At 59.4% G+C, this 13,077-nt stretch carries 11 protein-coding genes and 2 pseudogenes; 4 read left to right on the top strand and 9 right to left on the bottom strand.

Going from position 1 to position 13,077, the window contains the following annotated elements:
• Positions 1 to 85: 85 nt before the first annotated feature.
• Positions 86 to 754: a DUF1345 domain-containing protein gene (locus ACJ8KE_RS20720; protein ID WP_016930030.1), complete on the top strand. Its 669-nt coding sequence runs from the start codon at positions 86 to 88 to the stop codon at positions 752 to 754.
• 56 nt (positions 755 to 810) lie between these two features.
• Here ACJ8KE_RS20720 and fbaA read toward each other — a convergent pair whose 3' ends face one another.
• The 8 genes and pseudogenes from fbaA to ACJ8KE_RS20680 form a co-directional block, all read right to left on the bottom strand.
• Positions 811 to 1,890, bottom strand: a complete 1,080-nt coding sequence (fbaA, locus tag ACJ8KE_RS20715; protein ID WP_004931586.1) for a class II fructose-bisphosphate aldolase — start codon at positions 1,888 to 1,890, stop codon at positions 811 to 813.
• A 116-nt stretch (positions 1,891 to 2,006) separates the two neighbouring features.
• Complete coding sequence (gene pgk / locus ACJ8KE_RS20710) at positions 2,007 to 3,170, bottom strand: phosphoglycerate kinase (RefSeq protein WP_028127700.1); 1,164 nt, start codon at positions 3,168 to 3,170, stop codon at positions 2,007 to 2,009.
• Between the two features lie 70 nt (positions 3,171 to 3,240).
• Positions 3,241 to 4,257, bottom strand: coding sequence for an erythrose-4-phosphate dehydrogenase (gene epd, locus ACJ8KE_RS20705; protein ID WP_004931582.1), 1,017 nt, complete (start codon positions 4,255 to 4,257; stop codon positions 3,241 to 3,243).
• A 311-nt stretch (positions 4,258 to 4,568) separates the two neighbouring features.
• Positions 4,569 to 4,691 (bottom strand): annotated as a pseudogene (locus ACJ8KE_RS20700) (LysR family transcriptional regulator); the annotation flags it as partial.
• A 69-nt stretch (positions 4,692 to 4,760) separates the two neighbouring features.
• A complete protein-coding gene (locus ACJ8KE_RS20695) occupies positions 4,761 to 5,831 on the bottom strand; it encodes an ABC transporter ATP-binding protein (RefSeq protein ID WP_079450569.1) in 1,071 nt (356 codons plus the stop codon).
• The gene (locus ACJ8KE_RS20690) at positions 5,824 to 7,593 is read right to left on the bottom strand and encodes an ABC transporter permease (RefSeq protein ID WP_016930034.1); all 1,770 of its coding nucleotides are present in this window, start codon (positions 7,591 to 7,593) and stop codon (positions 5,824 to 5,826) included. Before ACJ8KE_RS20690 ends, ACJ8KE_RS20695 begins: the two co-directional genes overlap by 8 nt.
• 78 nt (positions 7,594 to 7,671) lie before the next feature.
• Positions 7,672 to 8,760: an ABC transporter substrate-binding protein gene (locus tag ACJ8KE_RS20685; protein ID WP_122016998.1), complete on the bottom strand. Its 1,089-nt coding sequence runs from the start codon at positions 8,758 to 8,760 to the stop codon at positions 7,672 to 7,674.
• A 169-nt stretch (positions 8,761 to 8,929) separates the two neighbouring features.
• Positions 8,930 to 9,847: a DMT family transporter gene (locus ACJ8KE_RS20680; protein ID WP_016930036.1), complete on the bottom strand. Its 918-nt coding sequence runs from the start codon at positions 9,845 to 9,847 to the stop codon at positions 8,930 to 8,932.
• A 287-nt stretch (positions 9,848 to 10,134) separates the two neighbouring features.
• Between ACJ8KE_RS20680 and ACJ8KE_RS20675 the strand changes: the two genes are divergently transcribed.
• The 3 genes from ACJ8KE_RS20675 to brnQ all read left to right on the top strand — a co-directional run bounded on the left by ACJ8KE_RS20675 (position 10,135) and on the right by brnQ (position 12,901).
• Positions 10,135 to 10,467, top strand: a complete 333-nt coding sequence (locus ACJ8KE_RS20675; RefSeq protein ID WP_004931561.1) for a tRNA-binding protein — start codon at positions 10,135 to 10,137, stop codon at positions 10,465 to 10,467.
• Positions 10,468 to 10,497: 30 nt separating this feature from the next.
• Positions 10,498 to 11,379, top strand: a complete 882-nt coding sequence (locus ACJ8KE_RS20670; protein WP_028127702.1) for a 2OG-Fe dioxygenase family protein — start codon at positions 10,498 to 10,500, stop codon at positions 11,377 to 11,379.
• Between the two features lie 199 nt (positions 11,380 to 11,578).
• Positions 11,579 to 12,901 carry a branched-chain amino acid transport system II carrier protein gene (gene brnQ / locus ACJ8KE_RS20665; RefSeq protein ID WP_016930038.1) on the top strand — a complete coding sequence of 441 codons (1,323 nt, stop codon included), beginning with the start codon at positions 11,579 to 11,581 and terminating at the stop codon, positions 12,899 to 12,901.
• 69 nt (positions 12,902 to 12,970) lie between these two features.
• Here brnQ and ACJ8KE_RS20660 read toward each other — a convergent pair.
• Positions 12,971 to 13,077: pseudogene (locus ACJ8KE_RS20660) on the bottom strand (transketolase-like TK C-terminal-containing protein); the annotation flags it as partial.

Raw genomic sequence — 13,077 nt, 5'->3', positions numbered from 1 at the left:
CGTTAAAAATAGCCTAAACCGCCCGCCGCTTCTTCTATGCTGAAAACAGCGCGTTGGCCATTTCACGACAAGAGATCCGTTCTTCATGCACATTCGCTCTTCGCTCAAACACTATTGGCAAGTGCGGCCCAGGCTGCTGTTTTCCGTCGGCGCCGGGCTGTTGTGCTTTCTGTTGCTGCCCGCCCAACTCTCGTTGCTGCAGCGCCTGATGATCGGCTGGAATACGCTGGCCTGGCTCTATCTGCTGTTTCTCTGGCGGCTGATGCTGGTCAGCACGCCGCAGCACATTCGCCAGATCGCCCGGCGACAGGATGAAAGCGCCAGCACGGTGTTGGCGCTGGTCAGTTTCGGTTGTCTGGTGAGCATTCTGGCGATCCTGTTCGAATTGAGCAGCGCCAAACAGGCCAGCGACTCGCTGAAAACGCTACATCTGGCGTTAACCGGCGCAACGCTGGCAGTCTCCTGGCTGCTGCTGCCGACCGCCTTCACCATGCACTATGCCCATCAGTTTTATCGTCAGGGCGCACAGCGGGATCCTTTGCCGCTGCTGTTCCCCGGCAATCTCACCGAGCCGACCTATCTGGACTTCGCCTACTTCTCCTTCACCATCGCGGTCGCGTCGCAAACCGCCGACGTGGCGGTCGGCGCCGCGGAGGTGCGTAAAATCGCGCTCGTGCAGTCGGTTATTTCGTTCGTGTTCAACATGCTGATCCTGGGCCTGTCGATCAACGTCGGCGCCGGCCTGCTGGGCTGAAAACAAAAAAGGCTCCCCGCAGGGAGCCTTTTGCATCGTGCAACAGGTGCCGAAGATTACAGAACGTCTACCGCGTTCAGATCTTTGAAAGCCTGCTCCAGACGCGTCACCATGCTGGTCTGCGCTGCGCGCAGCCATACGCGTGGATCGTAGTATTTCTTGTTCGGCTGATCGGCGCCTTTCGGGTTGCCCAGCTGGCCCTGCAGGTAAGCTTCGTTTGCTTTGTAGTACTGCAGGATGCCGTCCCAGGTCGCCCATTGGGTATCGGTATCGATGTTCATCTTGATCACGCCGTAGCTGACGGACTCTTTGATTTCCGCATCGCTGGAACCGGAGCCGCCGTGGAACACGAAGTTCAGGCTGTTATGCGGCAGGTTGAATTTCTCGGAAACGTATTTCTGAGAATCGCGCAGGATGGTAGGAGTCAGCTTAACGTTGCCTGGCTTGTACACGCCGTGCACGTTACCGAACGATGCAGCGATGGTGAAGCGCGGGCTGATGGCGTTCAGTTTTTCGTACGCGTAAGCCACGTCTTCCGGCTGGGTGTACAGTGCGGAAGCGTCCATATGGCTGTTGTCCACGCCGTCTTCTTCACCGCCGGTGCAGCCCAGTTCGATTTCCAGCGTCATGCCGATTTTGGCCATGCGCTTCAGGTAGGCGCTGCAGATTTCGATGTTTTCTTCCAGAGACTCTTCAGACAGATCGATCATGTGGGAAGAGAACAGCGGTTTGCCGGTAGCGGCGAAGTGCTTCTCGCCGGCGTCCAGCAGGCCGTCCAGCCATGGCAGCAGTTTCTTCGCGCAGTGGTCGGTGTGCAGGATCACCGGCACGCCGTAGTGTTCAGCCATCTGGTGAACGTGGTGTGCGCCAGAAATGGCGCCCAGAATCGCTGCGCCCTGAGGCACATCGGTCTTCACGCCTTTGCCGGCGATGAACGCGGCGCCGCCGTTGGAGAACTGAACGATGACCGGCGCGCGCACTTTAGCCGCGGCTTCCAGCACTGCGTTGATGGAGTCGGTACCCACGCAGTTTACCGCTGGCAGCGCAAAGTTGTTCTCTTTAGCAACTGCGAAGACTTTCTGAACGTCATCACCCGTGATGACACCCGGTTTTACGAAATCAAAAATTTTAGACATGTTACTTTGTCCTGTTTCGTCGGCCGTAGATGGATGTAAATCGATGTTTTCACGCCGCGCAGCGTTAGCCGCGCGGTATAAAACAAACGGGCGGCTTTCGCCTCCCGTTGTCTGAATTACTGCTTAGCGCGCTCTTCCAGCATCACGACTGCAGGCAGCGGTTTCCCTTCAACGAATTCCAGGAATGCGCCACCGCCGGTGGAGATGTAGGAAATTTTGTCAGCGATACCGAACAGATCGATGGCTGCCAGAGTGTCGCCGCCGCCAGCGATAGAGAAAGCGTCGCTATCGGCGATCGCGCGGGCGACAATTTCGGTGCCCTTACGGAAGTTAGGGAACTCGAATACGCCAACCGGGCCATTCCACAGAATGGTCTTGGCGTTCTTCAGGATAACGGCCAGACGCTCGGCAGAGACGTCGCCCATATCCAGAATTTGCTCGTTGTCCTGGATCTCGTTGGCCTGCTTCACGGTCGCGGTTGCGGTTTCGGAGAACTCGGTCGCTACGCGCACGTCGGTCGGCACCGGAATGTCGCAGGTTTCCAGCAGTTTCTGCGCGTTCGGGATCAGGTCAGGTTCGTACAGGGACTGGCCCACGTTGTTGCCCTGCGCCGCCACGAAGGTGTTGGCGATGCCGCCGCCGACGATCAGCTGATCGGCGATTTTGGACAGGGAATCCAGCACGGTCAGTTTGGTGGACACTTTAGAACCGCCCACGATGGCGACCATCGGACGGGCCGGGTTGCCCAGCGCTTTGCCCAGCGCTTCCAGTTCGGCGGACAACAGCGGACCGGCACAGGCGACAGGCGCGAACTTGCCCACGCCGTGGGTGGAAGCCTGCGCGCGGTGCGCGGTGCCGAATGCATCCATCACGTACACGTCGCACAGCGCCGCGTATTTCTTGGACAGGGTTTCGTCGTCTTTCTTCTCGCCCTTGTTGAAGCGGACGTTTTCCAGCACCACCAGTTCGCCTTCGGCGACGTCGACGCCATCCAGATAATCCTTCGCCAGACGCACTGGGGATTTCAGGTGTTCTTTCAGGTAGTTGACCACAGGCAGCAGGGAGAATTCTTCGTTGTACTCGCCTTCGGTAGGACGACCCAGGTGGGAGGTTACCATCACGCGGGCGCCTTGCTTCAGCGCAGCTTCGATAGTCGGCAGGGAAGCGCGGATACGCGCGTCGGAAGTCACTTTACCGTCTTTTACCGGCACGTTCAGATCGGAGCGGATCAGTACGCGTTTACCCGCCAGATCCAGATCGGTCATCTTAATTACAGACATGGTGAACCCTCTTTATTGAATCTCTATAAAATTGCCTGAGCAGCGCGCCAATCACGCCGGCGCCGCCGTACTAGAAACCGCTGGCGGCCATTGCCCGTGTTGTATCCAACATCCGATTGGCAAAGCCCCATTCATTGTCGCACCAGACCAAGGTCTTTATCAGGTGCTGCCCGCTGACCCGAGTCTGCGTACCGTCGACGATAGCGCTGTGCGGGTCATGGTTAAAATCGATCGAGACCAATGGTAATTCCGTGTAGTCAACTATACCACGAAATGATTCCCGTGCGGCCTTTTGCAACAGCTGGTTGACCTCCGCCACCTTCACCGCGGCGCTCACGCTGACGCTGAGATCGATAGCCGTCACGTTGATGGTCGGCACGCGCACCGAGATCGCCTCGAAGCGATCGCAAAACTGCGGGAAGATACGGGTGATGCCCGCAGCCAGCTTGGTATCGACCGGAATGATCGACTGGCTCGCCGCGCGGGTGCGCCGCAAATCCGCGTGATACGCGTCGATCACCGGCTGATCGTTCATCGCCGAGTGAATGGTGGTCACGGTGCCGGATTCAATGCTGTAGGCGTCATCCAGCAGCTTGATCACCGGAATAATGCAGTTGGTGGTGCACGAGGCGTTGGACACGATGCGGTGTTCCGCCAGCAGCGTCTGATGGTTGACGCCGAACACGATGGTGGCGTCCAGATCGTTGCCGCCCGGATGGGCGAACAACACTTTCTTCGCCCCCGCCGCCAGATGGGCTTCGCCATCCGCCCGGCTGCCGTACACGCCGCTGCAGTCCAACACCACGTCGACGCCCAGCTCGCCCCAGGGCAACTGCTCCACCGCCGGCTGGTGCAACAGGCGAATCGCGTCGTCTCCGACGCTCAGCGTGTCGCACTCCTGCCGCACATCCCAGGCGAAGCGACCGTGGCTGGAATCGTACTTCAGCAGATGGGCCATGCCTTCGGCGTTCGCCAGCTCGTTGATCGCCACCACGGAGATTTCCGCCCGTCGTCCCGATTCGTACAGTGCGCGCAATACGCTGCGGCCGATGCGGCCAAAGCCGTTTATCGCTATGCGGATGGTCATGCTGCTCCTGAAAAAGGGCCGTCCACGCCGGGTGACTCACCGGCGCCGCCCGGCGCTGACTGGTTGTCTCACTAACCCGCATAGAGTAGTGGATCGCACCGCCCGCTGTGAATCGCCGAGTTTGCATTATTCCCGCGCTTCAGCGGCTTTTCGCCGCCGTCACATCGGCATTTCTGTCGAAGAGTGCTTCAACTGAAACGCTTCAGCTGAGCATAAACCAAAGTTTTGGCAAAAGAAACAGGTGCAACAGTTCCTCAGGTAACGGAGGGGAGTTTTACGAGCATAAGATGATCTGGCGCACATTTTTGGCCTTAAGGCCGCGGTGGATTTTCGCTCGCCGGCCCCGTTTCGCCGTAGTGCTCGCGGAAATAGTCGCGCAAAAATTCGACCGTCACCCGCACTTTCGCCGACGTTGCCAGCCGGGAAACGTATACAGTTCGGAAAAGATCGCCGCTAACGGTTTAACTCTGTAAACGGAACGCCCGCATCAGCGGGCGTCCTGATTAGGCTTTCGGGAATATCCACAGATGATCGGCCGGCAGGGAGAGCCGGCACAGCGCCCGATCGCGCGCCTCGTGGCCATAGGCGCGCACCACGAAATCTTCGGCCACGGTGCGGAACAGGTATTCCCAGCGATCGCCGAGATACATGCTGGTCAGCAACGGCAGCTCAAGCTGGTTGCCCTGCGGATCTTCGCCCAACCGTACGCGCTCCACGCGGATCACCGCCGTGCCCTCCTGCCCGACCTGCACGCCGGCGCCCGCTTTGCCCCACAGCGCCCAATCCTTGCCTTCGATGCGCGCCCGGTCGCCTTCCCGCGCGACAACCTTGCCCGGCAAGCGGTTGTTGCTGCCCATGAACTCGGCGGTGAACAGCGTGGTGGGTGAACCGTACATCTCCTGCGGCGTGCCCTGTTGTTCGATTTTGCCGTTATTGAGCAGCAGGATGCGATCGGAAATGGCCATCGCCTCGTTCTGATCGTGGGTCACCATCAGCGCCGACAGACCGAGCTTGATGATCAGCTCGCGCAGGAATACCCGCGCCTCTTCGCGCAGCTTGGCGTCGAGATTGGACAGCGGCTCATCCAGCAGGATCACCGGCGGGTTGTAGACCAGCGCACGCCCGATCGCCACGCGCTGCTGCTGGCCGCCGGAAAGCTGGTGCGGGTGCCGCTTGGCCAGATGCCCCAACCCGAGCTGATCCAGCACCGCCTGCACCCGCTGGGCGATTTCCGCCGAGGCGGTCTTACGCAGCTTCAGCGGGTAAGCGACGTTCTCAAACACCGTTTTATGCGGCCACAGGGCATAGGACTGAAACACCAGCCCCAGGTTGCGCTCTTCGGCGGGAATTTCGCTGCGCGCGCTGCCGTTGTACACGGGGTTATTGCCGATGACGATCCGCCCCTGGCTCGGTTTCTCCAGCCCGGCCACCGCCCGCAGCAGCGTGGTTTTGCCGCTGCCCGACGGGCCCAGCAGCGAGACCACCTCGCCCCGTTTCAGATCCATCGACACCCCTTTCAGCACCGGGTTGTCGCCATAGGTCAAATGCAGATTCTCTACCGAAAGTTCAATCATGTAATTTCACTCCAAAGCGCAAGGCGATCCCCAACCCCAGCACCACCAGCAGGATATTGATGAACGACAGCGCGGCGACGATATCGATAGCGCCCGCGGCCCACAGAGAAACCAGCATCGAGCCGATGGTTTCCGTGCCCGGAGACAGCAGATACACCCCGGTGGAATATTCGCGTTCAAAAATCAGGAACATCAGCAGCCAAGAGCCGATCAGGCCATAGCGCGACAGCGGAATGGTGACGTGGCGGGTGATCTGGCCGCGGCTGGCGCCGGCGCTGCGCGCCGCCTCTTCCAGCTCCGGCCCCACCTGCAGCAACGTGGAAGAGATCAGCCTCAGGCCGTAGGCCATCCATACCACGGTGTAAGCCAGCCAGACGCTGAAGATAGTGCTGCGCAGCGAACGCAGCCAGACAATCCAGTTAGCACGCAGCCACTCGGCCATCGGCAACGCCGACAGCCAGCCCTCCTTGAGCGATTTGTCCAGCCACATCGGCAAGAACAGGAACACCCACAGGAATGCCAGACCGGCCAACAGCCCCGGCACCGCGCGCGGCACCAGTACGCTGTAGTCGAGGAAGCGCGTGGCGCCATCCGGCTTGCGGTGCATGGCGATGCCGATAAACAGGTAGCACGCCACCGCCAGCGCCCCGCCGATCACCCCGATCGCCATCGAGTTGACGATGGCGCGCAGCAGGTTGGGCTGCGCCCAGATAGTGCGGAAGGTGTTGATCGAAAGCTCGTCCCAGACAGACACGCCCACGCCCCAGTTAGAGATAAAGGCGCGCAGCACCACGCCGATCAGCGGCACGCCGATGGTCACGGTCAGCCAGAACACCACCACCGCGCCGGCCACCCAGCGCCATTTGCCGAGCGGCAGCGCGCGGGCCTGCGAGGCTTTGCCCTTGACGGTGACAAAGCGATTGGCGGTGCGCATCAGCCGGCGCTGCAGCATCACCAACGGAATAGTGATGCAAATCAGCACCACCGCCACCGCCGCCATCAGATGGTAAGACGGCGTGCCCAGCTTGTTGGTCAACTGGTACAGGTAGGTCGCCAGCACCAGGTTGCCTTCCGGATCGCCCAACACCAGCATCAGGCCGAACACTTCCAGCCCGAGGAAGAACAACAGCACCCCGGCGTACAAGATAGACGGCCGCACCATCGGCAGACTGACGGCGGTCATCACCTGCAGCGGCGTGGCGCCGGCGGTGCGCGCCGCTTCTTCAACGTCGGAGCCCACGCTGCGCAGCGCCGAGGAGATGTACAGATACGCGTGAGGCACGTGCGTCAATCCGGCTATCGCCACGATGCTGGCCATTGAGTAGATGTTCCACGGCACGAAGCCCAGCAGCGCCTCCGCCCACAGCGAGAAGAAACCTACCGGTCCCGCCGCCACCACGTAACCGAAACCCAGCACCATCGGCGACACGAAGATCGGCACCAGAATCAGCGGTTCGATGATCCGCCGCCCCGGCAGATCGGTGCGCACCATCAGGAAGGCCAAAACACCGCCGAGCGGGATGGCGATAATCACCAGGCCGAATGCCAAAATAAAGCCGCTTTTCAGCGCCTTGTAGAAATCCGGATCGGTAAAGATGAACTCGAAGGCCTCAAGGCTGAAAACCTTGGAAGGAGAGAAAAACGGTGCCGAGAGGAAGCTTTGAATGATGATAAACGACAGGGGGACATAGATAACCAGCGCGGTTATCAACACCACCAGGCCGCGCGGCAGACTCTGCCACTTTCTGCGCCATGCTTGCATAAATGCTCCCTATGGTTGTAAACGACGACCAAAGGGCGCGCGCCCGTGCGACAGGCGCGCGTCCGAATGCAGTCCCTGTTATTTCGCCGCGGCGGCGCGCCATTGTTTGATATAGTCGAGACGCTTGGCCGGCTGCAGATATTCCAGCAGGCTGTCATCGACCGGGATCGGTTTGAGCGCGTTGCCCAGCAGCTTGGTCATGCCGTCGATGTCGTTCTTGCCTTCGACATCGTTGCGGATCGAAGGGATATCAGCCTGATTGGCGAGAATATTTTGCCCTTTCTCCGACAGCACGTAGTCGAACCACAGCTTGGCGGCGTTAGGGTGACCGGCTTCTTTGCTGATGAAGCTCACGCGCGACAGCACCAGGGTATAGTCTTTCGGATAGACGATGCCGAGCGACGGGTCGCTCTTGGCGCGGGCCTCGGCGTATGAACCGAGGATATTGAAGCCGATCAGATTTTCACCGGAGGAAACGCGTTCCATCATGGTGCCGGTGGAGGATTGCACCGCCAGGCCACCCTTGGCCACGTCGGCCAACGTTTTGAAGTAGTTAGGATCGGCCTTGAAGTCCTGCACCGACAGCATGAAGCCGACGCCGGATTTTTCGATGTCGTAGGTGGTGACTTTCTTCTTGAATTTGTCCGTCTGGCCGGCGATCAGCTTGGCCAGCGCCGCATGCGAATCCGGCACATCGCCTTGCGGGATCAGGCGTTTGTTATAGATAAACACCACCGGCTCATAGGTGGTGCCATACACCTTATCTTGCCATACCGCCCATTTCGGCAGTTGAGCCTGCTCGGGAGAGGCGTATTCCTGCGCGTAATCGCCCGCCAGTTTCAAAATGGTGTCCATCGACGAACTCCACACCACGTCGCCGCTGGTGCCGCCGGCCGCCTGCTCGCTGATAAAGCGGTTATACAGTTCGGTGCTGTTCATGTCGTTGTATTCGACCTTGATGCCCGGATACAACGCCTCGAACCCCTGGATCAGCGGCGCCGCCGCCTTGGTATCGGTGGTCGAGTAAATCACCACCTTGCCTTCTTTCTTCGCGCCGTCGACCAGTTTCTGGTAGTCGGCGGGGTAGCCCGCCGGGAAGGCCGCATAGGCGGAAACGGAGCCTAGCAAAGTGATTGCCGCTACGGTCGCGCTGATTTTTTTCATCATCATCATCCATCCCCTGATCACATTTAATAAACTAAAAATTAACATATAGTTAATAACTGTGACGAGGCAACGGCGTTGCTTTGTTATCTTTCGGTTTTGTGAGGTTGGACGTTTTTCAGCCAATAAAAAAGCCCGGCAGCGCGGGCTTTACGGCGCTTCCTGTCGCAAACTATTCGGCCAGGCGAGAACGCCGCAGCAGGCGAATTCGCTGTACGATGGCGACCCCCAGCAGGGTCAGGGCAAACCCCGCCAACTGCACCAGCGACAGCGCCTCGCCAAACAGCGCGTAAGCCTGCAGCGCCGCCGCCGGCGGCACCAGCAGCATCAGCGCGGTAATGCGAGTCAAATCGCCGTGGCGCACCATCCAGATAAACAGCGCGGTGCCGCCCAGCGACAACACGCCGGCCGACCACAGCAGCGAGAACCACAGCGTCGGCGAATTGTCCCAGGCGCCGGAGCCCATCACGGCCGCCAACGCGCCGGTCACGATCGCGGCGCCGAGGTGCTGAATGGCGCCCGCCGCCCGCAGATCGGCCGCCGCCAGCGAAGACTTCTGCACCATGATGCCGATCGTCAGCGCGACGATGCTGCCAAACCCCATCAGGATCGGCAACAGCGCCATATTGCCGACGTCGATACCGGTCAGTCGAGGGGAGAGCACCAGCGCAACGCCGATAAAACCGACCGCCAGTCCGGCCCAGGAGCGTAACCCTATCGATTTGCGCAGCACCAACGCGAAAATCAGCGCGGTGAACAACGGCTGCAATCCGCCGATCAGCGACATCACCCCGGCCGCCAGGCCGTTCGCCACCGCCCACCAACTTGCAGCGAGATAAACGCCATTCATCAACATGCCGGTCAGCAGGTGCATCACGAACTGCCGCCCCTTGGGCCAGGCGCAATGCAATGCCAGCAAAGCGAATACCGCGGCGGCGATCAAAAAGCGAAAGGTCAGGAAAAGGTTGGGATCGGCATGATCCGCCACCGCACGCGCGGCAATAAAACCCGTCGACCAAATTAATATCAGGAAAAACGGCGCGATAAATGCCTTTCGCCGATCGCGTTTTTCACGCGGGGTTATTTCCATATCACTACCTGAAAGAATGCGGTTGATGAATGAGGGCATACTAACCAATTTAACACGGGCTTAACAGTGCCGAGCGAACGCCCAAGTTCAGGTGGTGCACATAATTACCGGTGAATAATGAAGTTTCAATTTCATATAATTCATCGAGCTTATAATTAATTGCGCTACGTTACGATAATGTAAATTAATTGCTACATCAGGTATAAATATTCCCCTATCGGCGACATTGTCGGGATAATTCCCCTTTGCTAGCCTTTCTGAAGCCATTTAATTAACGGGACTGACTCATGGCCGAAATCACTGATTTTATGAAACTGGATATGCGTATTGGCGAAATTATTTCCGTGGAATATAACGACAAGGCGTTAAAACCCGCCTATAAGCTGCGCATTGATTTCGGCGAGGAAATTGGCATTAAAAACAGTTCGGCGCAATTATGCGAAAACTATCAGGAAGATGATCTGCTTGGCAGAAAAGTCATCTCCGTCGTTAATTTCCCCGCCAGGCGGGTTGCCGGATTTAAATCCGAAGTGCTGGTTCTTGCCGCGGTCACCAGGGATCAAGGCACCGTCTTGCTGAAACCCGATTTCGACGTGGAGATCGGCAGCAAGATTTTATAACCGCCCCATCATTCGTGAGGCCTCCGAGAAATGCGACAGTTATCTCTGCTTGATGAAGTTAAGAAAGCATACCAGGAACACCGTTCAGCCTTTATCCCCGGCGCTACCATGCAGGCAATCCTGCTGGCGCTGGGCGCGCGGCCGGAAGATTTCGCCAGGCTGCAGCAGGTCAGCGCCAATCTGGCGGACGATCCCACGCTGCCTTTCCGCAAGTCCAGAAACGGCCGTTTCTGTTTCGACTTCGATCGCGCCCGGATTGAGCGGCTGGAGTTCCAGCCTTTCGTGCTCTCGGTCGAGGAAGACTTCATCCGCTACGATTCGGGAAAGGTGCGCCATTTCCGCGGCATCAACGACGATCTGCAGTTGAATACGGCATTTCAGGCGCTGATGAAATTCAAAGCCTACGTGATCGATGGCGTGAGCGTGACGCCGCGCCCCCGGCTTAATCAGGAGATCAACAAGTTCGTCTGCACGGTGTTCAACCTGCGCACCGTCACCACGCCGCAGATGCTGGGCGAACCGGCGCTGGAAGGCGTGCACAGCGACGGCGTCGACCACACCATGACGACCTTCCTCGGCTGCGACAACATGACCGACGACAGCGCCAAGACCTTTATTCACGATATGCGCGAAACCAGCGGGATCAAATTCGATCGGGCCCGGCCGGAATGGATTTTGGGCGCAATACAGCATCGGCATTTCCTCGATACCCTGCTGATTGTCGACCATGAACGCAAACACAGCCTCTCACCGGTGGAAGCGCAGGACAAACGTAAGAATTCAACCCGCGATATGCTGATCTTTTTCACCCGAAAACCGGTCGAAGACGGCCACGTCTCCTTCGCGTATGACTCTTTTAAACCGCATATCGAAATCCCGCTGTCGATAGACATGGTGGCGCGCGCGAGCTAACGCGCTGCCGGGCCGGCCGCCAGGATTCATCTGTGCGGCCGGTTCACGCAAGGATAAACAGCGCTGGATTAATCAGGTTTTTGTCGCCGAATTATTATATCCTGCCGGACGAAAATTTTTGCGGGCGCTCGCTGCCCCACGCGCCAGCCCTCTGCAGGCAGGCCGTTTATTTCATGAATACAGGCAGTGCCATACCGTTATGACCAAGAGTTTATCCCCGAAAGACATTATCGCCCTGGGCTTTATGACCTTTGCCCTGTTTGTCGGCGCCGGCAACATCATCTTCCCGCCGCTGGTGGGACTGCAGTCCGGCGAACATCTGTGGCCGGCCGCTATCGGGTTTATGGTGACCGCCGTCGCCCTGCCGGTGATCGCCGTGATCGCGTTGGCGCGCGTCGGCGGCAGCATCAGCCTGCTGACCGGCCCCATCGGCCGCACCGCCGGCTTGCTGCTGGCGACCGTCTGCTATCTGGCGCTCGGCCCGCTGTTCGCCACGCCGCGAACCGCCAATGTCTCTTTCGCCCTCGGCATTGCACCTTTCACCGGCGACGGCGCCCTGCCGCAGTTCATCTACAGCCTGCTGTTCTTTACCCTGGCGATGATTGTGTCGCTTTATCCCGGACGGTTGCTCGATAACGTCGGCCATATTCTGGCGCCGCTGAAAATTCTGGCGCTGGCCGCGCTCGGCATCGCCGCCCTGGTCTGGCCCGCAGGCGCGCCGCTCTCCGCCGTCGGCAGCTATCAAGCCTCGGCGTTTTCCACCGGCTTCGTACAGGGTTATCAAACCATGGACACGCTGTCGGCGCTGATGTTCGGTTCGATTATCGTTACCGCCGCCCGCTCACGCGGCGTCAGCGACAGCGGGTTGCTGCTGCGTTATACGCTGTGGGCCAGCCTGATCGCCGGCGTCGGCCTGACGCTGGTCTATATCTGCATGTTCAAACTCGGCGCCGGCAGCGGTAGCCTGATCGAGAACGGCGCTCAGGATGGCGCGGCAATCCTGCACGCCTATGTACAGCACACCTTCGGCGATCTGGGCAGCGTCTTTATGGCGGTGCTGATGTTCATCGCCTGCCTGGTGACGGCGGTCGGCATGACCTGCGCCTGCGCGGACTTCTTCTCCCGCTACCTGCCGCTCTCTTACCGCACGCTGGTGGTCATCCTCGCCCTCTTCGCCATGCTGGTCTCCAACATGGGGCTGGCCAATCTGATCCGCGTCTCGCTGCCGGTGCTGACGGCGATCTACCCGCCCTGCATCGCGCTGGTGTTGCTCAGCTTCAGCCAGAACCGCTGGCGCAGCGCCAGGCGCGTCTTCGCGCCGGTGATCGCCACCAGCCTGGTGTTTGGCCTGGCCGACGGCCTGAAGGCTTCCAGCTTCAGCGGCCTGCTGCCCGCCTGGTTCGATAAGCTGCCGCTGGCCGAACAGGGGCTGGTCTGGCTGCAGCCTACGCTGCTGGTGCTGTTGCTGGCGGCGGCTTACGACCGGTTGCGCGGCGTCGAAAGCGCCAATGCCGCGTCGTAAGCGCGATTTCCGCCCATAAAAAAAGCCGGTCATGATGACCGGCTTTTTTATCGGCTTGCGCCAGGCCGCTTACTTCAGCAGCGCCTGCGCCTTCGCCACCACGTTGTCCACGGTGAAGCCGAACTCGGCGAACAGCTGCTCCGCCGGCGCCGACTCACCGAAGGTGGTCATGCCCA

Source organism: Serratia sp. CY56464 (assembly GCF_052168435.1).
Classification (GTDB): domain Bacteria; phylum Pseudomonadota; class Gammaproteobacteria; order Enterobacterales; family Enterobacteriaceae; genus Serratia; species Serratia marcescens.
Note: the sequence above shows the minus strand (reverse complement) of the source record. Positions and strands in the feature narration are given on the sequence as shown.

Bases quoted from the DNA above. Each gene is read 5' to 3' on its own strand.
- ACJ8KE_RS20720 (WP_016930030.1), top strand. From the start codon at position 86: ATGCACATTCGCTCTTCGCTCAAACACTATTGGCAAGTGCGGCCCAGG.
- fbaA (WP_004931586.1), bottom strand. From the start codon at position 1,890: ATGTCTAAAATTTTTGATTTCGTAAAACCGGGTGTCATCACGGGTGAT.
- pgk (WP_028127700.1), bottom strand. From the start codon at position 3,170: ATGTCTGTAATTAAGATGACCGATCTGGATCTGGCGGGTAAACGCGTA.
- epd (WP_004931582.1), bottom strand. From the start codon at position 4,257: ATGACCATCCGCATAGCGATAAACGGCTTTGGCCGCATCGGCCGCAGC.
- ACJ8KE_RS20695 (WP_079450569.1), bottom strand. From the start codon at position 5,831: ATGATTGAACTTTCGGTAGAGAATCTGCATTTGACCTATGGCGACAAC.
- ACJ8KE_RS20690 (WP_016930034.1), bottom strand. From the start codon at position 7,593: ATGCAAGCATGGCGCAGAAAGTGGCAGAGTCTGCCGCGCGGCCTGGTG.
- ACJ8KE_RS20685 (WP_122016998.1), bottom strand. From the start codon at position 8,760: ATGATGAAAAAAATCAGCGCGACCGTAGCGGCAATCACTTTGCTAGGC.
- ACJ8KE_RS20680 (WP_016930036.1), bottom strand. From the start codon at position 9,847: ATGGAAATAACCCCGCGTGAAAAACGCGATCGGCGAAAGGCATTTATC.
- ACJ8KE_RS20675 (WP_004931561.1), top strand. From the start codon at position 10,135: ATGGCCGAAATCACTGATTTTATGAAACTGGATATGCGTATTGGCGAA.
- ACJ8KE_RS20670 (WP_028127702.1), top strand. From the start codon at position 10,498: ATGCGACAGTTATCTCTGCTTGATGAAGTTAAGAAAGCATACCAGGAA.
- brnQ (WP_016930038.1), top strand. From the start codon at position 11,579: ATGACCAAGAGTTTATCCCCGAAAGACATTATCGCCCTGGGCTTTATG.